Below are 25,041 nucleotides of genomic sequence, written 5' to 3' on the forward strand. Positions count from 1 at the left end.
CGCGATTATCGCGCGCCGAACCGCTCCATGACGAAGTCGATGAACGACGTGAGCTTCGGCGTCGCGCGGCGATCGCGCGGGTAGATCAGATGCACTGGGGCGCCCGGCGGCAGATGCGCGTCGAGCACCGGTATGAGCGCCCCGCTCTCGATCTCCTTCGCAACCAGCGCCTCGGGCTGCATGATCAGGCCGAAGCCGCGCAGCGCGGCCACCTTCAGCGCCTGGCCGTTGTTCGCGCGGAATCGCGCGGGCCGCGTGTGGGTGACGGCCTTGCCGTCGCCATCGCCGTCGAAACGCCATGCGCCTTCGCGTCCCCAGTGCAGGAAACCGAGGCACTCGTGCTGCGCGAGATCGGCCGGCGTGCGCGGCGTGCCAGCGCGCGCCAGATACGCGGGCGACGCGCACGCGCGCATCCGGTACGGCACGAGCGGTCTCGCGACGAAGCTCGAATCCGGCAGCCTGCCGATCCGCACCGCGGCATCGAAGCCCTCGTTGACGAGATCCGTGATGCGGTTCGACAGGTCGAGTTCGAGGCTCACGTCGGGATGCGCGCTCAGATAATCCGTCATCGCAGGGGCAAAGACTTCGACGCCGTAAGTGAGCGGCGCGGTGACGCGCAGTAGACCGCGCGGCGACGCGGCCATCGCTTCGGCGAGCGACTCGGCCGTCTTCACGTCGGCGAGGATCTGCCGGCATTGTTCGTAATACTGGCGACCGATCTCGGTCAGGCTCTGACGCCGCGTGGTGCGTGTGATGAGCCGCGTCGACAGACGCGCTTCGAGCGCACGGATGTGCTTGCCGACCATCGCGGCCGAAATGTCGAAGCGCTCCGCCGCCGCGCTTAGGCTACCCGCTTCGACGACCGCAACGAAGATCTCCATGCTGACGAGCCTGTCCACCCGCTATTTCCCCCTGGTTTCGGTTGTAAGCGTTTGTCGCAATGCAGCCGCATTGCAAGGATAACGTGATACTAATAACGCACCCGGCCGTACGGAGCCTATGCTCGCGTGCCGGCCCGGCGCGAAAGCGTCCGTTCATGAACTGCGTGACATCGGGAGTCTCAATGAAAAAAACACTGCTAGCCCTCGCCTGCGCACTGTCGCTGTCCAGCCTGTCGATAGGCGTCGCGTTCGCGCAGAACGCACCGGCCTCGGCACCGGCCGCCGCTTCGTCGGCCACGCCGCATGAAGCGCGCGTCGAGCAGCGCATCACCTATCTGCACCAGCAGCTGAAAATCACGCCGGCGCAGGAGCAGCAATGGAATGCCTTCGCCGACGTGATGCGCAACAACGGCACGACGATGGCGAACCTGTACGAGCAGCGCAAGGCCGCGACGAACCAGTCCGCGCTCGATGACATGAAGCAGTACTCCGACATCGCGCAGGCGCACGCGGACGGCATGAAGAAGCTCGTCGACGCGTTCGAGCCGCTGTACAACAGCTTCTCGCCGGACCAGAAGAAGCTTGCGGACACCACGTTCCACCAGACGGGCGAGCACCACGGTCACGAACACGGCCACGGCAAGGCCGCGAAGCCGGCGCAAAGCCAGTAAGCGCTTAAGGTCGCCGCCCACGGACAACGCCTGCTCATCGAGCAGGCGTTGTCTTTTTCAAGGTGCTTTTGCGCTGGCGTCACGCTGACCGCGCGGCAATCGATTCGTCGTGCATAGCGGCCGGTTTCGCGCTACGCTTGCGGCCTGATCCGCTTTTACACGCCATTGTCATGATCCAGCTCACGCAGGTCGACCTGCGCACCGATCCCGCCGCGCAGCACGTCGTCAAGGATGAAACCGTCGAGGTGGCTTTCGCCGCCGCCGATGGCGAGCTGATGAGCCTCGAAGGTCCAAACCGCTACGCGAGCGGCGACGCGCTGATCACCGGCTCGACAGGCGACCGCTGGGTCGTCTCGCGCGACCGCTTCGACGCGAAGTACCTGCCGGCGGCCGAAGGACTCACGCACGGCGAGCCCGGCGCGTATCGCAACCGCCCCGCGGTGCTGCTCGCAAAACAGATGCACGAGCCGTTTTCGATCGCGCGCGCCGCCGGCAGCGACGTGCTGCGCGGCGAACCCGGCGACTGGGTGATGCAGTACGCGCCCGGCGACTATGGCGTCGTGCAGGCCGCGCGTTTCGCGCGGGTGTATCGGGTGGTGTCCGGCACCTGAGGCTGAAGGCAGACGCTCAGGCGAAATCGTCGCCCAGTTCGATGTCCACCTCGCGCGGCACCGTATGCCCCTCCGCGTACTGCTCTTCGAGCGAACCGAGCGTCGCTTCCACATACGCGCGCAGCACCGCGAACCCGCGGCCTCGAAGCCTCGCCGGCGTCGCACGGTAGCGCGCGAACGCGTCTTTCGCGAAGCGCACCGTGAAGGTCATGCGGCGCGCGGTCGAACCGAAGCGCATCGCAACCCAGTGCACGACGAGCGACGGCGTGCCGTCGTCCGCCGCCTGTTCGGCGAAGCGCGTCTGCTCGGGAAACAGGTCGGTGATCACGTGCGCGAGTTCGTCGATCTCGATGCTCGTGCATTCGTACTGGTAGTCGTCCATCCGTCTGGCAATCCGGGAAAAAGTGGCAGGCCATGCCGTGCGCACCATTATGCCGTCTGCGCGGGCCGTCGATAGATCTGCACGAGCGCGCCCGCCACCACGATCGCCGCGACCACGTACGCGATATCTACCGAGATCAGCGACAGCAGATGCGCCTGGAAGAACACCGCGGGCAGGTCGCACACCGCGTGCACCACGATCGCGAGCGGCAGGATGCCGTGCCAGTTCGCGCGCAGCCCGCGCCACATCAGCGTCGTGAACATCAGCTGGAACACGAATGCCGAGATGCGTTCCAGCGCAAAAATGCCGGCGAAGGTCGGCGATAGCGTGCCGAGCAGCAGATGAATGCGCATCGCGGATTCGACCGGCAGGTTCGACAGATGCTCGTCGAGCTCGCCGCGGTTCGCGAGCACCGCGAACACGATCCACTGCACCTGCACCAGCACACCGACGAGCCACGCTTCCGCGCCGCCGTGCCCGATGCCGTACGCGAGCGCGGTGCCGGGCGGCGCATCGGCGCGCGCGATGCCCTTGCGACGCAGCAGCATCGTCATCGCAAGGTAGCGACCGCTTTCCTCGCACAGGCCTGCCATCAGCGCGCCGTAGACGACGAAGTAAAGCGGATCGTGCAGCATCGCAGCGGTGGCCGGATTGCCGCCCAGCAGATACGCGTTCGCCACGCGCTCGATCACCATCGCGAACAGCGCGAACACGGCGATGCCCGCCACGGTGTCGCGCCAGTCGAAGCCGAACGGGCCGCGCAGGCGGCGATACAGCACGATCGGCAACGCGGCGATGAACAGCGTCGCGAGCGACAGACAGGTCAGCGTGAGGGGTTCGACCAGCATGGAGATCCTTGCGCAAAGCGGCGCACCGGCGCGCCGCAGTCCGCCATGATCGCAGAATCCTGAAAGACAGGTCGAGGTGGACTCAGGGTGAACTGCGTGCTGACGCCGATGTCGACGCGCGCTCGATCAGCTCGCCAGGCAGCAGACAGTCGCGCGCCTGGGTCACGAGCCCGGCGATCCGTTCGTGCAGGAACTCGACCGCGCGATAACCGATGTCGTAGGTCGGCTGGCGCACCGTCGTGATGCCGGCGAGTTCGGCCCATTCCGGGTCGTCGATCGACAGCAGCGCGACGCGCGTCTGCCACGCCGCGCCGTAGCGCGCGTTCAAATGCAGCGCGAGGCGCATCGCGACCGGCGCATTCGCCGCGAAAAGCGCGAGCCGGCGCGGGGCGGCCTGCTCGTCGCCCGCGGACGTTGCACGTGCATCGGATGCATAGGACACACCAGCGTCGAAAGCATCCAGCGCGTCGAGATCGCGATCCAGCGCGGCGAGCCCTCCGGCATCGTCGTCGAGATCGAGGATCAGCGTGCGGCCACTTGCTGCTCCGTTCGCACCATTCGCCGCAAGGGCCGCCTCGAACGCCTCCACACGCTGCCGCCGCGAACTGACGCGTTCGAACGGCTGCACGACGAAGCGCAACTCGGCATAGCCTCGCTCGATCAGATGCCGGGTGGCCAGCGTGGTCGCCGCGGGATTGTCGAGCCCGACCATGTCGGCTTCGAGCCCTTCGACGCGCCGGTCCACCAGCACGGCCGGAATGCCGCTCGCCCCGACCGGCCGCAACATTTCCTCGCGCACGCCGAGCGCGTTGACGATCACGCCTTCCACGCGATACGTGGTGAGCAGCTGCAGATAGCGCCGCTCCATCTCGACTTCGTTCGCCGCGTGGCAGATCAGCGGCATGTAGCCGAGCGCGTGACACGCGGCCTCGACGCCTTGCAGCACTTCCACCGAATACGGATTCGTCAGGTCGGCGACCAGCATGCCGATCAGCCGGTTGCGGCCGCGCTTCAGCCCGCGCGCCATCTGGTTCGGCTGATAGTCGAGCTGCTTGATGGCCGCTTCGATGCGCGCGCGCAGCTGCGGCGACAGCACGTCGAACTCGCCGTTCAGATAGCGCGAGATGCTGGTCTTGCCCGTGCCGGCTTCGCGCGCGACGTCGCTGATCGTCGCGCGCCGCGGCGGCGTTGCGTGGCCCGGTGCCGGAGCTGGCGTGCCGCTTTCGCTCATGAGCCCAGCACGTCGCGGTTGACGATGTTGTTCGCGAGTGTGCCGTCGAGCGCCGCGATCAGGTTTTCCGCCGCGTTCTGCGCCATCGCGTGACGGGTCTCGTGCGTCGCCGAGCCGATGTGCGGCAACGCCACCACGTTCGGCATCTTCAGGAGCGGCGAATCGGCGGGCAGCGGCTCGGTTTCGAACACATCGAGCCCGGCGCCGCGGATCGTGCCCGCGCGCAGCGCTTCGATCAACGCGGCCTCGTCGACGGTCGCACCGCGCGATGCGTTGATCAGGATCGCGTTCTGCTTCATGGCACGCAGCTCGGCGGCGCCGATCATGCGGCGCGTATCGGGCGTAAGCGGCACCTGCAGGCAGACGAAATCCGCCTGTGCGAGCAGTTCGCTCTGGCTCACGCGCTGCGCGTTATACGCTTTCTCCGCGCGCTCGTTCGCGCTGCGGTTCGCGTACAGCACGCGCATGTTGAAGCCGAGCGCCGCGCGCCGCGCGACCGCCCCGCCAATGCGTCCCATGCCGATGATGCCGAGCGTCTTGCCCTGCACGTCGACGCCATATTCGTCCGGGCCGACGCTGTGTTTCCAGTGCCCTGCCTTCACCCAGTCCGCGAGTTCCACGATGCGCCGCGCAGTGGCAAGGATCAGCGAAAACACGGTGTCCGCGGTGGATTCGGTCAGCACGTCCGGCGTATGCGCGAGCAGAATGCCGCGGCGCGTGAGATCGGGCACGTCGAAGTTGTCGTAGCCGACCGAGATCGTCGACAGCGCTTTCAGCCGCGTATTGCCATCCAGCATATCGGGCGTGATGTGGACGCTCGCGCCGATCGCGCCGTCGGCATCCTTCAGCGCTGCAACCAGTTGATCGCGTTGGCGTCCGTCCACTTCGACGACGTCGGCATGCTCTTTCAGCCATGCGAGAACGTCGTCCGGCACGGACTTGTAGACGACGATCTTCTTCTGCTTCACGGATTCGGTCATCGGTTCACTTTCCCGGCATCGGAGTAGCCAGCGCGTGAGTGTCGCGCGCCTGCGGTTTGACGGCAAGTGTCAGCACCACCGAAGCGACGAGCGCGACGCTCATGAACGCGTACGACGCCGATGGCGACCCGGTCGCGCCGTTCAGATAGCCGACCACGTAGGAGCCCACGAACGAGCCGAGCGCGCCCATGCTGTTGATCAGCGCCATCGCGCCGCCGGCGACGTTCTTCGGCAGGAGTTCCGGCACGATCGCGAAGAACGGGCCGTAGGGCGCGTACATCGCCGCGCCCGCGATCACGAGCAGCGCGTACGACTCCCAGAAATGATGCGCGCCGAGCGCGTACGACGCCGCGAACGCGACCGCGCCGATCAGCAGGCACGGCCATACGAACACCTTGCGGTTGTCGATCCTGTCCGACGCCCATGACACCGCCAGCATCGCGATGGTCGCCGCGAGATACGGCAGCGCCGACAGCCAGCCGGTTTCCACCATGCCGAAGTGGGAACCACTGGCGAGACCGCTCTCCATGCCGTTCTTGATGATCGACGGCAGCCACAACACGAAACCGTACACGCCGATGCTCCAGCAGAAATACTGCGCCGACAGCTTGACCACCGCCGACGAGCGGAACGCCTCGCGATAGTTGCGCACCGGCTTGATCTGCGCCTGCTCCTTGCGCAACGCGGCATCGAGGTCGCGCTTCTCGTCGTCGGTGAGCCAGCTCACCTGGGCAGGCCGGTCCTTCACGATGAACCACCAGCAGACCGCCCACGCGATCGCCGGCACGCCTTCCGCGACGAACATGTGACGCCAGCCGAACGAATTCACGAGATAACCCGACACGACGGACATCCACAGCACCGTCACCGGATTGCCCAGAATCAGGAAGGTGTTCGCGCGCGAGCGTTCGTGCTTCGTGAACCAGTTGCTGATGAAGATCAGCATCGCGGGCATCACCGCCGCTTCCACCACGCCGAGCGCGAAGCGGATCGCCATCAGCGAAGGCACGTTGCTGACGACGCCCGTGAGCGCCGCGCAGCCGCCCCACAGCACGAGGCTCCAGAACACGAGCTTCTTCACGCTGCGGCGTTCCGCGTAGATCGCGCCGGGAATCTGGAAGAAGAAGTAGCCGAGGAAGAACAGCGCGCCGATCAGCGACGCGAGCCCCTTGCTGATGCCGAGATCGTGATTGATGCCCGCGGCCGATGCGAAACCGAAGTTCGCACGGTCGAGATACGCGAGGCTGTAGGTGATGAACACGATCGGCATGATCGTCCACCAGCGGCGAGCCGCAAGCGTTGCTGTCATGATGCTGTCTCCTTGTGTCGTTCCTGCTCGATCTTTCGTGCTTACGCGTACGCGCGGGCTCCGCTCGCGGCGCCGGACTGCAGCGCTTCGAGCGTATCGAGTTCGGCGCGGGTCGGCAGGCCTTCCGAGTCGCCGATCACCTGGATCGCGAGACCGCCGATCAGATTGCCGCGCGCCACCGCCTGGCGCAGCGGCCGCCCTTCCAGCAGCGCACTCACCACGCCGACTGCGAAGCCATCGCCCGCGCCTACCGTATCCACGACTTTTTCGACCGGCTGCGCCGCGATCACGCCGTGCTCGCCATCCGCGGTGCGGTAATACGCGCCCTCGGCGCCAAGCTTCACGACCACGCCGAGCACGCCGCGTTCGAGATAAAACCGCGCGATCGAATCCGGCTCTGTGTGGCCCGTGAGAATCTCGCCTTCGCCAATGCCCGGCAGCACCCAGTCGGCGAACGTGGCAATGTCGTTGAGCGTCGCGACCATCTCCGCGCGCGATGGCCACAACGTGGGCCGCAGGTTCGGGTCGAACGACACCGTCTTGCCCACTGCACGCATTTCACGCGCCAGATGGAACGCCAGTTCACGCGAGCTGGCCGACAACGCCGGCATCACGCCAGTCAGATGCAGATGCCGCGCGGACAGCACGTCCGCCGCGACGAAATCGGCCACGGACAGATGACTCGCCGCGGAGCCGCGCCGGAAATACTCGATCGCCGGATCGCTGCCGTCGTCGGATTTCGACTTCAGCTGGAAGCCGGTCGGGTAGCGATCGTCGGTAGTCACGCCGCGCGCGTCGATACCCTCTTTCGCAAGCGTGTCGCGCACGAAATCGCCGAACGAATCGCGGCCGACGCGGCTGATCCACTCGACGTTCAAACCCAGCCGCGAGAGTCCGATCGCGACGTTCAGGTCCGCGCCCGCGACGCGTTTCGTGAACTGGCCGACGCCCGCGAGCGGCCCGGTTTCCGCGGCGACGAACATCGCCATCGCTTCACCGCAGGTAATCACGTCGAGCGGCCGCGCCTTCGTTTGAGGTTCCGGCTGCGCATCCAGAATGTAGACAGCTTGCTTCATCTCGCATTTCTCTCAGGTCCCGACCGCTATCACGATGCGGTCAGACGGGTTCATACGGCAGCCAGCCACTCCACATAGCGGCCGGCCTCGGTTGCAATCCGGTTGGGTTCGCGTGCGTCGAACGGAAACTCGATGCCGCGCGGCACGTTGCCCGGCAGACGACGCAGTACCTGCGCGAACGACGCATCGTCCGGCGCGGGCGCGACGGCGAAGCGGCGGCCGTTCACGCCCTGTACGGCCTTGCAGTGGATGTACTCGACGTACGGCGTGAGCCGCGTCGCCGCGTCCAGCGGCACTTCGCCGGCCCACAGCCAGTTACCGACGTCGAACGTCATGCCGACGAGGCCTTCGCGGCCCGCCGCGGCGAGTCCCTGGAACAGCTCGACGAACTGCGCGAGCGCGCCGCCCTTTGTCAGCTGACCGTTTTCGACCACGACCCGCACCGGCGCGCCGTCAACGCACTCGGCGATTTCGTCCGCGAAACCGGGCGCGTGTGCGTCGCCCTGGAAATTGCCTAGCTGCAGCTTGACGATGCGGGCGCGCAGCGTGGCGGCTTCATCGCGCGCTAGACGCAGCGCGCGCAGGTTCAGCGTGCCGTCTTCGGCAAACAGCTCGTCGGGCGTCGAGTACACCGTCCACAGCCCGGCATTCAGGATCGACGAGCCGAGAAAACACAGGCTCGCGAGTTCCGTCTGCTCGGGCGTCGCGAACAGTTCGCGGCGAACCTCGAAGCCCGCCGCGCCCGCGCGCACCGCCGTGTCGATCCACGCACGATGACCATCGCGCCGCACGGCCTCTGCTCCGAATGCGCTGGCGACGATCGCAATATCTGGCATGCCTTCAATCCTCAGTTCTTTTGCCGCGCTTTCGTTGCCGTCGCGGACTTTGGAACCGGTTCCAAGAATGGGTTTCAAAAAAGCGCCTAGGGCGCTGTGCTTTGACAAAATACTGCGCGCGGACGGTCGTCGCCGCCATCATGGAAATCCCCAGGCCTGGTCTGGCGGCTCACGCCTGGCGCTTCCAGCGGATTCACTCCGCGCCCAGACTCATCGCGACGAAGCGCTGTGCGACCCGCGACGGCGCGCTCGCATGCGGCACCAGAATCGAAAAGTGGCGCGCCAGACGCGGATTCAGCGACAGCCGGCACAGCGCCGCGTCTTCGTGGCGCATCGACATCGCCGACACGAAGCCGATGCCCATGCCGGCGCGCACCGCCTCCTTCACGCCTTCGACGCCCGCGATTTCCAGCGCGACATTGAGCGGCACGCCCGCGCGGGCGAACGCACGCTCCACGAGCTGCCGCACGCCGGAGCCTTCCTCGCGCAGCACGATCGGCAGGCCCGCGAACGCTTCCATCTCCAGCTGGTCAGCGGTTTCGTTCGCGGCCTGCCCTTCGCGCGGCGCCGCGCGTTCCTTCGCGCGTAACTGCGCACGCGGCCCCGAAGCCCGCTGCGGCTGCGCGAGCGGATGCCCACACGGCATGATCGCGACGATCTCGTCTTCGCGCCATGCATGAACCGCGGTGTCCGGCGGCAGATCGGCGCCGACCGGGCCTTCGATCAAACCCACGTCCAGCGAACCGAGCGCCGCGACGATGTCGGCCGTATTGCCGTCGATTGTGTGCAGCGTCACGTCCGGGTGCTGCCGGTGGAAATCGGCGATCAGATACGGCAGCAGGTAGCTCGCGGGCGTGGTGCTCGCGCCGACGCGCAGCGTGCCGCGCTCGAGGCCGCGCAGCGCGTCGCGGTACTGGTGCGCCTGGCGCCAGGTGTCGCGCAGGCGGGTCGCGTAGCTCGCCAGTTGTTCGCCGGTGGGCGTGAGCTTCACGCCGCGGCCGTCACGCACGTACAGCGGCTCGCCGAATTCGTCCTGCAGCTGCCGCAACTGGCCCGACACAGCGGGCTGCGACAGGTGCAGCGCAATGGCCGCCCGGCTGATGTTGCGGTGCTCGGCGACGGCGGCAAACGTTATAAGCTGGTCCGGGGTCATGATGAAAAACTATCCGTGTAGCCGATATTTTACGTCACAAATGACAATTTTTCATATCGATATATGCAAATTAGGATAAGCGCATGTTCCGACACTCTTGAAACGAGCCGCCATCGTGAGTTCCATTCCCAATCATTCGTCCGCCGTCGCCGGCAATCCTTCCTTCCGCCGTGGCCAGCTGAACGGCGTGCTGTTCGTCGCGCTGTTCGCCGCGGCCGTCACGCGGCTCGCCGCGTTGCCCGCCATCGCCGGCCTGGGCTTGAGCCCGCTGATCGTCGGCATCGTCGCCGGGATGATCTACGGCAACGCGCTGCGCGACGGGATGCCCGACAGCTGGGCCGCCGGCGTCAACTTCTCCGCGCGCAAGCTGCTGCGCATCGCTGTGGCGTTTTTCGGGCTACGCGTGAGCCTGCAGGAAATCGCACAGGTCGGCCTGCCGGGGCTCACCGTATCCGTGCTGATCGTCGTCAGCACGCTGTTGATCGGCACCTGGGTCGGCATGAAGCTGATGAAGCTCGACCGCGACACCGCGATCCTCACCGCGGCCGGCAGCGCGATCTGCGGCGCGGCGGCCGTGCTCGCGTTCGAATCGACGCTGCAGTCGAAGCCGCACAAGAGCGCGATGGCGGTGGGCAGCGTCGTGCTGTTCGGCACGCTGTCGATGTTCCTCTACCCGGTGCTCTATCGCGCCGGCTGGCTGCATCTCGACACGCTCGGCGCGGGCCTCTTCTTCGGCGGCACGATTCACGAAGTCGCGCAGGTGGTGGGCGCGGCGAGCAACGTGAGCCCGGAAGCGACCCACATCGCGACGATCGTCAAGATGACCCGTGTGATGCTGCTGGTGCCGGTACTGCTCGTGCTCGGCGTGTGGCTGAGCCGTTCCGCTGCGGGCGCTGTGAGCCGCGACGCGCATGACGGTGCTGATGCTGCGGTCAAGCACGCCGGCGGCCGCAAGCTCGCGGTGCCCTGGTTCGCGGTCGGCTTTCTCGCGCTGGTCGTCGTCAACTCGCTGCACGTGTTGCCGCACGCCGCGACCGATACGCTGAACCTGCTCGACACCTTCGCGCTGACGATGGCGATGACGGCGCTCGGCATCGAAACGCGCTTCTCGCAGATTCGCGCGGCCGGTCCGCGGGCGCTCGGCGCCGGGTTGATCGTCTATGTGTGGTTGCTCGGCGGCGGACTCGGCATTACATGGGCGGTCGAAAAGCTGTTCGGCTGAACCTGCAAACGCTTCGCTGTGCACCCCGCCTTCGCGCGGGGTGCCGGCGTTTTGGGGATTGGATGCGTCGGCGCACGTCGCGCCGCGTAGCGTGGTCCAATCGCACAGGCATGGCGCAATCGGGAAGATGGACGACGCACGCTCCACGGCTCGACGGGCACGCGGACTGCATGCTCGATGCCGTGCACCGAACCCCTGACAGCGAGGAACGATCGATGAGCTATGAACTGTATTACTGGGATGGCTTGCAGGGCCGCGGTGAATTCGTGCGGCTCGCGCTCGAGGAAGCCGGCGCCGACTACGTCGACGTCGCCCGCGACGATGCACGCGCAATGATGACGCTGCTCGGCGACCGGCACGTCGCGAACCCGCCGTTCGCGCCGCCGTTCCTGAAGGACGGCGACCTGATCGTGCCGCAGACGGCGAACATCCTGATGTACCTCGGCCCGAAGCTCAAACTCGCGCCGCGCGACGAAGGCCTGCGATACGTCGCGAACGGCCTGCAGCTGACCATCGCCGACGTGGTGACCGAAGCGCACGACACGCACCATCCGATCGCGAGCGCGCTCTACTACGAGGACCAGAAGCAGGAAGCGAAGGCGCGCGCGGCCGACTTCATCGACCACCGGATCCCGAAGTTCATGAGCTACTTCGAGCGCGTGCTGAAGCAGAACCCGCACACGAGCGCGGACGGCGACGAGCATCTGGTCGGCGATGCGCTGACCTATGTCGACCTGTCGATGTTCCAGCTGATCGACGGGCTGCACTATGCGTTTCCGCGCGCCACCGCGCAGTTCGGCAAGCACTATCCGCGGCTCGCGCAACTGTACGTGCAGGTCGCGAAGCGGCCGCGCATCGTGGCGTATCTGGACTCGGAGCGCCGTATCCCGCACAACGAGTCGTGCGTCTTCCGCCATTATCCGGAACTCGACAAGGACGTGTCCTGAACCGACTCGACGCGGGTCACCCGCTCGCGGTGGCCCGCAGCGCCCGCCCGCGATGCTATTCTTGCGCTCGCCCCATTTCACTCATGATGCCCGCCTAGCACGTGCTTTCGTTCCTGCTGAAACTGCGCACCCGCGCCCAGGAGTTGTTCCGTCTGTCCGACGCGCACACGATGCTCGTGTGGTCGGTGATCGTCGGCGTGGCCGGCGCGTTCGCGACGATCGCGTTCCGCGAGGGCATCGCGCTCCTGCAGCGGCTGATCGTCGGGAGCTCGGGCAGCTTCGTCGAGATGGCGCGGCATCTGCCGTGGACCGTGCGGATCTGGCTGCCGGCCGCGGGCGGCGTGATTGCCGGCGGCATGCTGCTGATCGCGCGGCGCGGCGCCGACCCGAAGGCGCATACCGACTACATGGAAGCGGTCGCGATCGGCGATGGCGTGGTGCCGGTGCGGCTGAGCCTGTGGCGCAGCGTGTCGTCGCTGTTCACGATCGCGACCGGCGGTTCGATCGGCCGCGAAGGCTCGATGGTGCAACTGGCCGCGCTGTCGGCGTCGCTGATCGGCCGCGTCGTGCACTTCGATCCGCCGCGGCTGCGCCTGCTCGTCGCGTGCGGCGCGGCGGCCGGTATCACGTCCGCGTATAGCGCGCCGATCGCCGGCGCGTTTTTCGTCACCGAGATCGTGCTCGGCTCGATCGCGATGGAAAGCTTCGGGCCGGTCGTGGTGTCGTCGGTGGTCGCGAACATCACGATGCGCGAGTTCACCAACTACCGACCGCCGTACGAGATGCCGGTGTTTCCGCCCGTCGCCGGCGTCGAGGTGCTGCTGTTCGTCGCGCTCGGCCTGCTGTGCGGGATCGCCGCGCCGCAGTTCCTGCGGCTCCTCGACGCAGCGAAAGCCACCTTTCGCCGCGTGAAGCTGCCGCTGCCGGTGCGGCTCGCGCTTGGCGGGTTCGTGGTCGGCGTGCTGTCGATCTGGTTTCCCGAAGTGTGGGGCAACGGCTACAGCGTCGTGAACTCGATCCTGCACTCGCCGTGGACGTGGACCGCGATCGTCGCGGTGCTCGTGTTCAAGGTGATCGCGACAATGGCCACGGTCGGCTCGGGCGCCGTCGGCGGCGTGTTCACGCCGACGCTGTTCGTCGGTGCGACGCTCGGCGCGCTGTTCGGCCAGGGGATGCACGCGCTGTGGCCGCACGCCACCTCGGCGCCGTTCGCGTACGCGATGGTCGGCATGGGCGCGTTCCTCGCGGGCGCAACCCAGGCGCCGCTGATGGCGATCCTGATGATCTTCGAGATGACGTTGAGCTATCAGGTGGTGTTGCCGCTGATGCTGTCGTGCGTGGTCGCGTATTTCGCGTCGCGCGCGATCGCGCAGCACTCGATGTACGAGATCACGCAGCATCGCAGCCGCGAAGAGCAGGAACGCTTGCGACTGCGCGCCACCCAGATGCGCGAGCTGATCCGGCCCGCAGACACCGTCGTGCGGCCCGCCGCGACGGTGCAGGAAATGACCCGCGTGTTCCTCGAATACCCGGTCAAGTACCTGTACGTCACGGACGACGCGAACGCGTTCCTCGGCGTGGTGGCGCTGAAGGACATCACGTCGGATCTGCTCGACAAGCGCGACACCGCCACGCACACCGCGGCCGATTACCTGCAGCCGCATTTCGACGTGCTGACGCCGGACATGCCGCTCTCCGTTGCGCTCCAGCATTTCATGGCGCACCAGGGCGAACGGCTGCCGGTGATCGAGAGCATCGAGCGGCCCACGCTCGCGGGCGTCGTCTACAAGACCTCGCTGCTCGACGCGTACTTCCGGCTGGGGCCGGCGCGCTAGACCGCATCCGTTTGCGCTTTGTGCGCTGCGGCAACGTCGCGCGCGCTCTGCTGCATTGCCACACGCTCAGCGCACATCGCGAGCGCGATCATCGTTCGCTTCCGCAATCGGGACCTACCCCACGCGCGCATTCGTACGCAGTAAGGCGCTGCCCCCGTGGCAAAGCGCGCCTTTTTTTCTAGAATGCAATAAAGCTGTGCGCGGCTTCGTTTAACCGGTTCTGGCGTGGCCGCGACGCAGTGTCAAACGAGCGTCCAGATTCGGAGCGAAGATGAGCGAACCGTCCATCGATGCCGTCCGCCGCGATCACGCCGGCTGGATCTACGTGCATATCGAAGGCGAGCCTTACGACCGTGGCGAGCAGCACGGCCAGCTACTCGCGACCGAAATTCGCAACGCGATCCACACGGCCCGCTACCTCGCGAAGTGGGACACGGGCGAAGACTTCGACACCTTCGTCAACGCCGCGGTCGCGCAGTTCGCGCCGAAGCTCGACACCGAATTCGCCGACGAAATCCAGGGCATCGCCGATGGCGCGAAACTGTCGTTCGCCGAGGTGCTCGCGTGGAACGGCTACATGGACCTGCTGCAGAGCTGGTGGCCGAGTCATGCGTCCAGCAAGGAGCCGCGGCTCGGCACGAAACCCTGGCGCGGGCGGCGCGGCCACCATTGCAGCGCGTTCGTCGCGACCGGCAGCGCGACGCGCGACGGCCGCATCGTGATGGCGCACAACTCGTGGGACCGCTACGCGGCGGGCGACGCGTTCAACGTCGTGTTCGACATCGTGCCCGACAACGGCCACCGGATCCTGATGCAGGGGCTGCCGGGCTGCATCTCGAGCCTGACCGACTTCTGGGTCACGGGCGGCGGCCTGATGGTGACCGAAACGACGATTTCCAACTTCGTCGGCTATAACCCGGCCGGCGCGCCGGAGTTCTACCGCTCCCGGCGCGCGACGCAGTACGCGAACAGCATCGGCGAATGGTGCGAGATGTTCGCGATCGCGAACAACGGCGGCTATGCGAACAGCTGGCTGCTCGGCGACGTGAAGACGGGCGAGATCGCCCGCTACGAACTGGGCCTGCATTTCTCCGGCTTCGAAAGCACGAAAGACGGTTTTTACAGCGGCTACAACACCGCGACGGATCTCAAGATCCGCAACCAGGAATGCGTCGGCGAAGGCGAGGATTACACCGACGTGCGCAAGAACGGCGCGCGGCGTCTGCGCTTCATGCAGCTCGCGGAATTGCACCATGGCAAGATCGACATGGACGTCGCGAAAGAAATGATCGCGGACCATCACGACGTGTACCTGGACCGCGCGGACAATCCGTGTTCGCGCACAATCTGCGGCCACCTCGAACTCGACGACGCGCGCTTCGGCGGCTCGGATCAAGGGCCGTTCAATCCGTGGGGCGCGAACGACGGCAAGGTGGTCGACAGCGAGATGGCGCGCAATCTGTCGTTCTGGGCGCGCTGGGGTCATCCGTGCGGCCGGCCATTCGACGCGCAGGCGTTCATGAAGCGTCACCCGCAATGGAACTGGCTCAACGGCTATATGCGCGACCGGCCGTCGTGGCCGTGGACGCGCTTCGAAGCGTTGCGCTGAGCGTGCCGCACCGCGGCATCGGCTCGGACCTCGCCCGCTGTTTCATCACAGTGTGATGTTGCGTCGCGTCATCACGCGTACGAGCGTTCGCGACGCACTTTCCATTTTCCTGCCATGATAGGGATTCACGCTGTGCTTTTGGCACAGCGATTGCGGCTTGACACGGGCTGCATGAGGAAAGGAGGTCGGGCGATGAAAACCTCGACACTGATGACGATGGTGATGCTGTCCGCTTCATGTTTTGCCGCGCCGATGCATACCGCGAACGAAGCGACGGCGGCGCCCCCGGGCGCCGTTCATCCTGAAGACGTGAACGCGGCGCCGGTTGCGCCCGCAGCCCCTGGCGTCACCGCCACGGACCCGTCGCAGCAACGCTGGGTGCACATCACGCTGCCGAAGTCGCACCGGCTGGACCAGCGCTTCATGGTTCAGGACGAGCACCAGCAGACATGAGGATGGCGGTCGCGACACCGGTTGTTCATCGCAGCCGTCTCAGGGCGGCACGCGCGGGGTGCTGCGTGCCCGCTTCTGCCTGTTTCTGCCCGCTTCGCCGCATGTTTTCGCCGGGTTTCATAGGGTTTTCGTCGCTCCGTCCCGCTCACGAGGATTTCGCATGACCGCCGCTTCGCCTGCCTCCCCTTCATCGCCGCAGGACCTTTCGATCGACACGCAGATATCTGACGTGCTGCAGTCCGCACACTGGCCCGCGAACAAGGACGAACTGGTCGACGTCGCGCGCGAGATCGGTGCGAGCAATGAAGTCTTGACGATGTTCGACGGTCTGCCCGAGCAGGACTACGCGAATGCCGCTGCCGTCGTGCCGCTGCTCGCCGGCAGCTTCGGGCCGGGGCTCGGCATCTGAAGACGACTCCGCCGGTATTCCCGCCGCTCTTCCTTTCGTGACCCTCTGGACACCCGCCACTGACGACGACGCCACGCGTACTGCCACCGTGACGCATGCGCCCACGCCCGCGCGCGAAACGCTGCCCGACACCGCCGGCGACTGGATCCAGCGCGCGCCGGAAAGCAGCGCGTCGCGCGGCATCGAGCGGATCGAAGCGTTCTTTCACGACCGCGCCTATGCGCTGCACCGCCACGACACCTACGCGATCGGCCGCACGCTCGCGGGCGTGCAGAGCTTTCACTACCGGCGCGGCCTCTGCAACAGCCTGCCGGGCCGCACGATCGTGCTGCATCCGGACGAGGCTCACGATGGCCAGGCCGGCACCGACGAAGGTTTCCGCTACCGGATGATCTATGTCGAGCCCGCGCTCTTTCAGGCGGTACTCGGCGGTCAGGCGTTGCCGTTCGTCGAAGGCGGCATCTCGACCGACCCTCGCCTGTTCGCCGCCACCGATACGCTGCTGCAGCGCATGGGCTGCGAGCTGGAGCCGCTCGAACAGGACGACGCGATCGTCGAACTCGCGCTGGCGCTCGCCGCCGTGGCGGGCACGAAGCCGGCACGTGCCGCGGCTGATTTTGCCGCGGCGCAGCGTGCCCGCGACTATCTGCATGCGTCGTGGCAGCACACGGTGACGCTGGAGGAACTTGCTGCCGCGAGTGGGCGCGACCGCTGGAGCCTGTCGCGCGATTTCCGCACGTTCTTCGGCACGAGCCCACACCGCTATCTGACGATGCGCCGTCTGGACGCGGTGCGGCGCGCCGCGCTCGCCGGCGTGTCGCTCGCGGATGCGGCCGCGGATGCCGGCTTCGCGGATCAAAGCCACATGACCCGCCATTTCGCGAAGACCTGGGGCATCCCTCCGGCGCGCTGGCTGCGGGCAATGGAGGCGGCGGGCGCGGTGAAGTCCCTGCCTTGAGCGGCCGCGTCTCGACACAGCCGACTCGCACAATCGTTCAAGACGCACGCGTGACGCAGCGCTAAGCTCCCGTCATTCAGGCCACTTCGAACGAGGAACCACGCGATGTACGCCCCTGCCCAAGCTTCTCCCACCACCCAGGCGCCCGCCGACCGCGGCCAGCGCAAAACCATCGACCTGCTCGGCAAGATCGGCCAGATCGATGGCCACTGGCTGCCGCACGTGGTGGCCGAAATGAACGACTACCAGTTCAAGGTGGTGAAGATCGAAGGCGATTTCGTCTGGCATCAGCACGCCGATACCGACGAGACCTTCATCGTGCTCGAAGGCGAACTGCGGCTCGACTTCCGCGATGGCGCGGTGCTCGTGCGCGCCGGCGAGATGGCGATCGTGCCGAAAGGCGTCGAGCACAAGCCGTATGCGGCCAGGGAAGTGAAGATGATGCTGATCGAGCCGCGTGGCGTGGTGAATACCGGCGACGTGGGCGGGGAACGCACCGCGCCGAACGACGTGTGGATCTGAACGGGCCCAACTCTGCGAACAGCTGTCAGGCGGCTTCGGCCGCCTACTGCACCGCTTCTTCGAACGACATCCCCGCACCGCGCTGAAACACCACACGCGCGAAGAACTCCGACAGCACCACTTCGGTCTGCGTGGTCGTCACGCTTTGCGGATCGACGGTGTGCAGGAACTGGATGCCTTCGCACAGCCCCATCAAACCCAGCGCGAGCACTTCCGCCGGTAACGGCAGCGGCGTGCCGACTCTCGCCGAAAACTCGCGGATATACGCCGCGAGCTGATCCAGCTTCTCACGGCGAAACGCGTTGAAGCGCGTGCGAAAGCGCGCGTCGCGCGCCGCCAGCAGCTTCGCTTCGATCCATAGCAAAAAGCATTTTTCGTCCTGCGGCAGGCGGCTGTAGTACGCGATCACGCGCGCCTCCATATCCTCGCGCGTGGTGCCGGCCACGAAGATGTCGTCGAGCCCCGCCTGCATCTCCGCGTGATCGCGCCGCAGCAGTTCCAGGAACAGCTCCGTCTTGCTGCCGAAGTTCGAATAGAACGCGCCGCGCGTGTACCCCGCGGCTTCCGCGATGTCTTCGACGCTCGTCGCCGTGAACCCCTTCTTCATGAACAGCGTTTGCGCCGAATCGAGCAGGCGCTGCCGCGTCTGGTCGCGGCTTTGTTCCCGGGTGAGTCGTGTCCGTTTCATGGCGTGAAGTCTAGCATCGAAAAATTTTGATCCATCTTTGCATTCGGATACATGTGTGTATTAGAATCCAGACCAACATCTCAGGCAAGACCTCTTCGCTGTGCACTGGCGCATCCGCAACGCAACACGTGATCGCCCGTCGCGTGTGAATGCTTGCGTCCGCGTTTCGGGCACGCCCGTCCGCTCGCCTTCCCCTGACTGGAGTGACTGTGGATCGTTTCGGTTGTGGCGCATCGTCTTCGGTGCGCAGGCAGTTACGCCGGCATGGCAGCCTCGTACAGGCTCGCCGCGCCGTTTCCATGCTTTCGCTCTGCACCTTCGCGTTGCTCGCGGCCTGCCATCGGCAGGAGCCCGAAGCAGCTGCGCCGCGTCCCGTCGTCGCGGTCGCCGTGCATGGCGATGGCCAACCCGCGGCGATGTTGCTGCCCGGTGACGTCGAGGCACGCTATTCGACGCCGCTGTCGTTCCGCATCGCCGGCAAGATCGTCGAGCGCCGCGTGCGGCTCGGCGACACGGTGAAGCCAGGCGAAGTCGTCGCGCGCCTCGATCCGGCGGACGAGCAGAAGAACGACGCGAGCGCGCAGGCACAGCTCGACGCCGCGCAGCATCGCTACGTGTACGCGAAACAGCAGCTCGATCGCGACCGCGCACAGGCGAAGGAAAACCTGATCGCGCAGGCCCAGCTGGAACAGACCGAAGACGCGTACGCATCGGCGCTCGCGCAGCGCGATCAGGCGGCCCAACAGGCGTCGCTCGCGAAAGACCAGCTCCAGTACACGACGCTTTCAGCCGATCACGCCGGCGTGATCACCGCGGAAAACGCGGATACCGGCCAGAATGTGTCGTCGGGTCAGGCCGTCTACAACCTCGCGTGGTCTGGCGATATCGACGTGGTCTGCGACGTGCCCGAAACCGCGCTCGCTTCGCTCGCGGTCGGTCATCAGGCGAGCGTCACGCTCGCCGCGCTGCCGGGTCGCACGTTCACGGCGCGCGTGCGCGAGCTCTCGCCCGCCGCGGATCCGCAAAGCCGCACGTGGCGCGCGAAACTCACGCTCGAACAGCCGGGCGCCGACGTGCGGCTCGGCATGACCGCGAGCGTTTCATTCGCGCCTGCGAATGCGTCGACAGACGCACACGCGTCGCTCTACACGCTGCCCGCCACCGCGCTCTTTCACGACGGCGATGCGCCCGCGGTGTGGGTCGTCAGCGACGGCGACAACAACGGCAAGGACAAGGACACGCTGTCGCTGCGCCGCGTGCAGATCGCGCGTTATGGCGAGCGTACCGTCGATATCTCGCAGGGACTGAAGGACGGCGAGCGGGTCGTGCTGCAAGGCGTGCACACGGTGAGCGCCGGCGAGAAAGTACGCGCGGTGCCGCCGCTGCATCCGGAGGACTTCGCGTCATGAGTCCCGCGCACGACGAAGGCCATTTCAATCTGTCCGCGTGGGCGTTGCGCCACCAGGCGCTGGTGGTATTCCTGATCACGCTCGCCACCGCGTTCGGCATCCTCGCGTACACCAGGCTCGCGCAAAGCGAAGACCCGCCGTTCACGTTCCGCGTGATGGTGATCCAGACCTTCTGGCCCGGCGCGACCGCGCGTCAGGTGCAGGAACAGGTCACCGACCGCATCGCGCGCAAGCTGCAGGAAACGCCGGACACCGACTTCCTGCGCAGCTATTCGCGGCCCGGCGAATCGCTGATCTTCTACAACATGAAGGATTCGGCGCCGGTGAAGAACGTGCCGGAAACGTGGTACCAGGTGCGCAAGAAAGTCGGCGACATCGCGCAGACGCTGCCGGCGGGCGTGCAAGGACCGTATTTCAACGACGAGTTCGGCGACGTCTACACCAACATCTACACACTCGAAGGCGACGGCTTCTCGCCCGCGCAGCTGCACGACTACGCGGACCAGCTGCGCACGGTGCTGTTGCGCGTGCCGGGCGTCGGCAAGGTCGATTACTTCGGCGACCCGAACCAGCACATCTACGTCGAGATCAGCAACGCGCAGCTCACGCGCCTGAACATCTCGCCGCAGCAGATCGCGCAGGCCGTCAACAGCCAGAACTCGGTGTCGCCGGCGGGCACGCTGACCACCACCGACGACCGCGTGTTCGTGCGTCCGAGCGGACAGTTCAACGACGTGAAGGCGCTTGCCGACACGCTGATCACCGTGAACGGCCGTTCGTTCCGCCTCGGCGACATCGCGACGATCAAGCGCGGCTACGACGATCCGCCCGCCACCCAGCTGCGCTACGGCGGCCATGCGGTGCTTGGCATCGGCGTGACGATGCAGCCCGGCGGCGACGTGATCCGGCTCGGCAAGGCACTCGACGAGAACAACGCCGAGCTGCGCGCGGCATTGCCCGCGGGCCTGAAGCTCGTCGAAGTGTCGAGCATGCCGCACGCGGTCGCGCGTTCGGTCGACGACTTTCTCGAAGCCGTGGCCGAAGCGGTCGCGATCGTGCTGGTCGTGAGTCTTGTGTCGCTGGGCGTTCGCACCGGCATGGTGGTCGTGATCTCGATTCCCGTGGTGCTCGCGGTAACGGCGCTGTGCATGTACCTGTTCGATATCGGTCTGCACAAGGTATCGCTGGGCACGCTGGTGCTTGCGCTCGGTCTGCTCGTCGACGACGCGATCATCGCGGTCGAGATGATGGCGGTGAAGCTCGAACAAGGCTGGAACCGCACGCGCGCCGCGGCATTCGCGTACACCAGCACTGCGTTTCCGATGCTGACGGGCACGCTCGTCACGGTATCCGGCTTCCTGCCGATCGCGCTCGCGAAGTCGAGCACCGGCGAGTACACGCGTTCGATCTTCGAGGTCTCCGCGATCGCGCTGATCGCGTCATGGTTCGCCGCCGTCGTGCTGATTCCGCTGCTGGGCTTTCACCTGCTGCCCGAGCGCAAGCGCGAAGCGCATCATCCCGTGGACGAAAACGGCGAGCACCTCGATCACGACATCTACGACACGCGTTTCTATCAGCGCCTGCGCGGCTGGATCACGTGGTGCATTGAGCGGCGCTTCGTCGTGCTTGCGATTACCGTGGCACTGTTCGTCGCGGCGCTCGGCGGCTTCACCCTCGTGCCGCAGCAGTTCTTCCCGAGCTCGGACCGCCCCGAACTGCTGATCGACGTGCGGCTGCCCGAAGGCGCTTCGTTCGCGGCCACGCTGCGCGAGGCGAAGCGCGTGGAAGCGGCGCTCGTCGGCCGACCCGAGATCGATCACAGCATCGATTTCGTCGGCACCGGCGCGCCGCGCTTCTATCTGCCGCTCGACCAGCAGTTGCAGCAGCCGAACTTCGCGCAGTTCGTCGTCACGGCGAAATCCGTGAAGGACCGCGAGAAGCTTGCAAGCTGGCTGCAGACGAAACTGCGCAACGACTTCCCCGAGATCCGCACACGCCTGTCGCGGCTCGAGAACGGACCGCCCGTCGGCTACCCGGTGCAGTTCCGCGTGAGCGGCGACGACATCGCGACGGTGCGCGGCATCGCGACGAAAGTGGCCGACGTGATGCGCGCCGACCACGGTACCGCGAACGTGCAGTTCGACTGGGACGAACCCGCCGAGCGCTCGGTGCGCTTCGAGGTCGACCAGCAGAAGGCGCGGCAGCTCGGCGTGAGTTCCGAAGACGTGTCGAACTTCCTCGCGATGACGCTATCCGGCTACACGATCACGCAGTACCGCGAGCGCGACAAGCTGATCAGCGTCGACCTGCGCGCGCCAGACAACGAACGCGTCGATCCGTCGAAGCTCTTGACGCTCGCGATGCCGACGCCGAACGGCGCGGTGCCGCTCGGCACGCTCGGCCATCTGCGCAACGACCTCGAATACGGCGTGATCTGGGAACGCGACCGCCAGCCCACCATCACCGTGCAGTCCGACGTCGCGAACGGCGCGCAGGGCATCGACGTCACGAACCGGGTGGATCGCGCGCTCGCTTCCGTGCGCAGCGCGCTGCCGGTCGGTTACCGGATCGCGATCGGCGGCTCGGTCGAGGAAAGCGCGAAAGGCCAGACGTCGATCAACGCGCAGATGCCGGTAATGATCGTCGCAGTGCTGACGCTGCTGATGATCCAGCTGCAGAGCTTCGCGCGCGTGCTGATGGTCGTGCTGACCGCGCCGCTCGGCCTGATCGGCGTGGTCGCGACGCTGCTGCTGTTTCATCAGCCGTTCGGCTTCGTCGCGATGCTCGGCGTGATCGCGATGTTCGGCATCATCATGCGCAACTCGGTGATCCTCGTCGACCAGATCGAGCAGGACATCGCGAGCGGACACAAGCGTTTCGACGCGATCGTCGGCGCGACCGTGCGGCGCTTCCGGCCGATCACGCTGACTGCCGCCGCCGCGGTGCTCGCGCTGATTCCGCTGCTGCGTTCGAACTTCTTCGGGCCGATGGCGACCGCGCTGATGGGCGGCATCACGAGCGCGACCGTGCTGACGCTGTTCTATCTGCCGGCGCTGTATGCGATGTCGTTCCGCGTGCGCAGCAACGAACGCGACGACGCCCCCGCCCCGCATCACGGAGACTGAGCATCATGCAAGAAGCTTTCGCTCGTGTTTCTCGCAGCCGTTTGCGTCTCGAAGCGCGCCGCGATGCACGCAGCACTAAACGGCTGTCCCTTGCGTTCTCGCTGAGCGCGGCCTACGCTGCGCTCACGCTGGCCGGCTGCGCGTTCGGCCCCGACGGCAAAGCGCCCGCGATGCCGCAACCCGCGCACTATGGCGTCGAAGCGCAGCCCACGCAGACGGTCGCCGCGCAAGGTGTCGCGCAGCAGTTCGCCGTCGGTGCGAAGCCGGTGCCCGAGTGGTGGAAGCTGTACCAGTCGGATGCGCTGAACGCGCTCGTCGACGAAGGGCTCTTGAATAGTCCAACGCTCGCCGCCGCGGACAAGAGTCTCGTCGCGGCGCACGAGCAGTTGCGCGCGCAGGTCGGCAGCTCGATGCTGCCGTCGATCGACGCGGGCGGCCAGGTGAGCCGGCAACGTGCTCTGTCGGTGCCCGACTTCGGGCCGCCCACCGCGCTCTACAACGTGTTTGCGGGCCAGTTCCAGGCACACTACACGTTCGACCTGTTCGGCGCGTCGCGGCTCGCCAACGCGGCCACCGCCGCGCGCGTCGACACGCAGCGCTGGCAGTTCGAGGCCGCGCGCCGCGCGCTCGCGGCGAACATCGTCACGGCGGCGATTTCGTCGGCGATGCTGCATGCGCAGATCGATACGACCGAGCGCCTCATCACGCTCGCCAACGAGCAGGCGCACGACACCGAGCGGCGCTATGCGCTCGGCTCCGCATCGCATGCGGATGCGCTCGGCGCCGCGCAGCAGGCGGCATCGCTCGCGGCCAGCCTGCCCGCGCTGCGGCAGCAATGGATCTCGACGCGCCACGCGCTCGCCGTGCTGCTCGGCCGCACGCCCGATGCCGCGCCCGACGATCTCGACCTCGCGTCGCTGCATCTGCCGGAGCAGGTGCCCGTCGTCGTGCCGACCGAGCTGCTGAAATCGCGGCCCGACATCGAAGCGGCGGATGCATCGTTGAAGGCCGCGTCGGCTGCAGTGGGCGCCGCGACTGCGCAGATGTATCCGAGCCTGTCGCTGTCGGCGTCGTTCGGCCAGGGCGGCTTCGACTGGCCGACCGCGCTGTCCGGCGCGGGCGCGCTGTGGAGCATCGGCGCATCGCTGTCGCAGCCGATCTTTCATGGCGGCGCGCTCGCGGCACAGCGGCGCGCGGCGCTCGCTTCGTACGATGCTGCGGTGTCGCAGTACAAGCAGACGGTGCTCGCCGCGTTCCAGAACGTCGCCGACGTGCTCGCGTCGCTCGATCACGACGCGCAGTCGCTCGACGCGTCGAGCACCGCCGCGCAGTACGCGCGCGAGGCGTTCGACGAAACCTCGGGGCGCTATCGGCTCGGTGCGTTGCCGGCGTCGTCGGTGCGCGCGAGCGAGCAGCAGTATCGCAACGCGCAGCTCGACGAGATCCGCTATAGCGCGACGCGGCTCACGGATACGGCGGCGCTGTTCGAGGCGATGGGCGATCCGCCGGTGGAGCCGGTGCGGCAGGCGAGCAATTGATTGGTCGCCTGGGCCACACATCGAATGCGCGCGAAGAAGGTTATCCCCAGATTCTGTTGAGAAACCTGTGGGTATCTGCCGCATGACTGCCGCAAGTCTTTGACGCGATTCGGATTGCGCGGCGTGCATCGTTGCGGCAGCACCTAAGAAAACGGCGCGCCGGGATGGTATCCAGCGGACCGTTCGTTTCGATGCTTCAACAGTTCTCTATTGTTCACTTCCCGTCGTCTCGTGCTGATATGCCCACTCAGGACCAACAATCGAACAGAGGGGTTAGATCGGTATACGTACTCCAGCTTACCTATTCAAAGCATCTCTCTTCGCCTGCCTGTTCTGCGTGTCGATGCG

At 66.4% G+C, this 25,041-nt stretch carries 23 protein-coding genes; 13 read left to right on the forward strand and 10 right to left on the reverse strand.

The annotated features are described in order from the left end of the window. Positions 1-5: 5 nt before the first annotated feature. On the reverse strand, positions 6-899 hold the full coding sequence (locus tag DVS29_RS02375) for a LysR family transcriptional regulator (protein WP_118178841.1): 894 nt from the start codon (positions 897-899) through the stop codon (positions 6-8). A gap of 164 nt (positions 900-1,063) precedes the next feature. Between DVS29_RS02375 and DVS29_RS02380 the strand changes: the two genes are divergently transcribed. Next, entirely contained in the window at positions 1,064-1,552 is a 489-nt protein-coding gene (locus DVS29_RS02380; RefSeq protein WP_118178842.1) for a Spy/CpxP family protein refolding chaperone, read from the forward strand. Between the two features lie 170 nt (positions 1,553-1,722). Continuing rightward, on the forward strand, positions 1,723-2,163 hold the full coding sequence (locus DVS29_RS02385) for a PGDYG domain-containing protein (RefSeq protein WP_118178843.1): 441 nt from the start codon (positions 1,723-1,725) through the stop codon (positions 2,161-2,163). A 16-nt stretch (positions 2,164-2,179) separates the two neighbouring features. On the opposite strand, the gene DVS29_RS02390 is transcribed toward DVS29_RS02385, so the two are convergent. The 8 genes from DVS29_RS02390 to DVS29_RS02425 all read right to left on the reverse strand — a co-directional run bounded on the left by DVS29_RS02390 (position 2,180) and on the right by DVS29_RS02425 (position 9,978). After that, positions 2,180-2,545 (reverse strand): DUF3022 domain-containing protein, encoded by a 366-nt coding sequence (locus DVS29_RS02390; RefSeq protein WP_118178844.1) that lies wholly within the window; start codon positions 2,543-2,545, stop codon positions 2,180-2,182. 47 nt (positions 2,546-2,592) lie between these two features. After that, complete coding sequence (locus tag DVS29_RS02395) at positions 2,593-3,393, reverse strand: YhfC family intramembrane metalloprotease (protein WP_118178845.1); 801 nt, start codon at positions 3,391-3,393, stop codon at positions 2,593-2,595. Between the two features lie 82 nt (positions 3,394-3,475). Further along, entirely contained in the window at positions 3,476-4,624 is a 1,149-nt protein-coding gene (locus DVS29_RS02400) for a LacI family DNA-binding transcriptional regulator (protein WP_118178846.1), read from the reverse strand. Beyond that, positions 4,621-5,604: a 2-hydroxyacid dehydrogenase gene (locus DVS29_RS02405; RefSeq protein ID WP_118178847.1), complete on the reverse strand. Its 984-nt coding sequence runs from the start codon at positions 5,602-5,604 to the stop codon at positions 4,621-4,623. The genes DVS29_RS02400 and DVS29_RS02405 overlap by 4 nt, the downstream gene beginning before the upstream one ends. A 4-nt stretch (positions 5,605-5,608) precedes the next feature. Then, positions 5,609-6,913, reverse strand: a complete 1,305-nt coding sequence (locus DVS29_RS02410) for an MFS transporter (protein WP_118178848.1) — start codon at positions 6,911-6,913, stop codon at positions 5,609-5,611. A gap of 41 nt (positions 6,914-6,954) precedes the next feature. After that, positions 6,955-7,989, reverse strand: a complete 1,035-nt coding sequence (locus tag DVS29_RS02415) for a sugar kinase (protein ID WP_118178849.1) — start codon at positions 7,987-7,989, stop codon at positions 6,955-6,957. A 50-nt stretch (positions 7,990-8,039) separates the two neighbouring features. After that, a complete protein-coding gene (locus DVS29_RS02420; RefSeq protein WP_118178850.1) occupies positions 8,040-8,825 on the reverse strand; it encodes a sugar phosphate isomerase/epimerase family protein in 786 nt (261 codons plus the stop codon). A gap of 193 nt (positions 8,826-9,018) precedes the next feature. Further along, positions 9,019-9,978, reverse strand: coding sequence for a LysR family transcriptional regulator (locus DVS29_RS02425; protein WP_118178851.1), 960 nt, complete (start codon positions 9,976-9,978; stop codon positions 9,019-9,021). Between the two features lie 124 nt (positions 9,979-10,102). Between DVS29_RS02425 and DVS29_RS02430 the strand changes: the two genes are divergently transcribed. The 8 genes from DVS29_RS02430 (at position 10,103) to DVS29_RS02465 (ending at position 17,933) form a co-directional block, all read left to right on the forward strand. Beyond that, positions 10,103-11,200, forward strand: coding sequence for a YeiH family protein (locus tag DVS29_RS02430; RefSeq protein WP_118179060.1), 1,098 nt, complete (start codon positions 10,103-10,105; stop codon positions 11,198-11,200). A gap of 215 nt (positions 11,201-11,415) precedes the next feature. After that, complete coding sequence (locus DVS29_RS02435) at positions 11,416-12,147, forward strand: glutathione S-transferase (RefSeq protein ID WP_118178852.1); 732 nt, start codon at positions 11,416-11,418, stop codon at positions 12,145-12,147. Between the two features lie 101 nt (positions 12,148-12,248). After that, positions 12,249-13,982: a ClcB-like voltage-gated chloride channel protein gene (locus tag DVS29_RS02440; RefSeq protein ID WP_118178853.1), complete on the forward strand. Its 1,734-nt coding sequence runs from the start codon at positions 12,249-12,251 to the stop codon at positions 13,980-13,982. Positions 13,983-14,253: 271 nt separating this feature from the next. Next, positions 14,254-15,591, forward strand: coding sequence for a C45 family autoproteolytic acyltransferase/hydrolase (locus tag DVS29_RS02445; protein ID WP_118178854.1), 1,338 nt, complete (start codon positions 14,254-14,256; stop codon positions 15,589-15,591). Positions 15,592-15,783: 192 nt separating this feature from the next. After that, positions 15,784-16,044 carry a hypothetical protein gene (locus tag DVS29_RS02450; protein WP_118178855.1) on the forward strand — a complete coding sequence of 87 codons (261 nt, stop codon included), beginning with the start codon at positions 15,784-15,786 and terminating at the stop codon, positions 16,042-16,044. A gap of 160 nt (positions 16,045-16,204) precedes the next feature. After that, complete coding sequence (locus tag DVS29_RS02455) at positions 16,205-16,453, forward strand: DUF2795 domain-containing protein (protein WP_118178856.1); 249 nt, start codon at positions 16,205-16,207, stop codon at positions 16,451-16,453. 121 nt (positions 16,454-16,574) lie between these two features. Continuing rightward, positions 16,575-17,411, forward strand: a complete 837-nt coding sequence (locus DVS29_RS02460; protein WP_240655440.1) for an AraC family transcriptional regulator — start codon at positions 16,575-16,577, stop codon at positions 17,409-17,411. Positions 17,412-17,516: 105 nt separating this feature from the next. Further along, a complete protein-coding gene (locus DVS29_RS02465; RefSeq protein WP_118178858.1) occupies positions 17,517-17,933 on the forward strand; it encodes a cupin domain-containing protein in 417 nt (138 codons plus the stop codon). 43 nt (positions 17,934-17,976) lie between these two features. On the opposite strand, the gene DVS29_RS02470 is transcribed toward DVS29_RS02465, so the two are convergent. Beyond that, positions 17,977-18,621, reverse strand: a complete 645-nt coding sequence (locus DVS29_RS02470) for a TetR/AcrR family transcriptional regulator (protein ID WP_118178859.1) — start codon at positions 18,619-18,621, stop codon at positions 17,977-17,979. A 299-nt stretch (positions 18,622-18,920) separates the two neighbouring features. Between DVS29_RS02470 and DVS29_RS02475 the strand changes: the two genes are divergently transcribed. From DVS29_RS02475 to DVS29_RS02485, 3 genes are read left to right on the forward strand one after another with little or no spacing between them, the layout of a single operon-like run. Next, positions 18,921-20,030: an efflux RND transporter periplasmic adaptor subunit gene (locus tag DVS29_RS02475; RefSeq protein WP_118178860.1), complete on the forward strand. Its 1,110-nt coding sequence runs from the start codon at positions 18,921-18,923 to the stop codon at positions 20,028-20,030. Then, a complete protein-coding gene (locus tag DVS29_RS02480) occupies positions 20,027-23,155 on the forward strand; it encodes an efflux RND transporter permease subunit (protein ID WP_118178861.1) in 3,129 nt (1,042 codons plus the stop codon). Before DVS29_RS02475 ends, DVS29_RS02480 begins: the two co-directional genes overlap by 4 nt. A 5-nt stretch (positions 23,156-23,160) precedes the next feature. Then, positions 23,161-24,693, forward strand: a complete 1,533-nt coding sequence (locus DVS29_RS02485) for an efflux transporter outer membrane subunit (RefSeq protein WP_118178862.1) — start codon at positions 23,161-23,163, stop codon at positions 24,691-24,693. Positions 24,694-25,041: the final 348 nt, after the last annotated feature.

This window comes from Paraburkholderia phosphatilytica, from assembly GCF_003443895.1.
GTDB classification, from domain to species: Bacteria; Pseudomonadota; Gammaproteobacteria; order Burkholderiales; family Burkholderiaceae; genus Paraburkholderia; species Paraburkholderia phosphatilytica.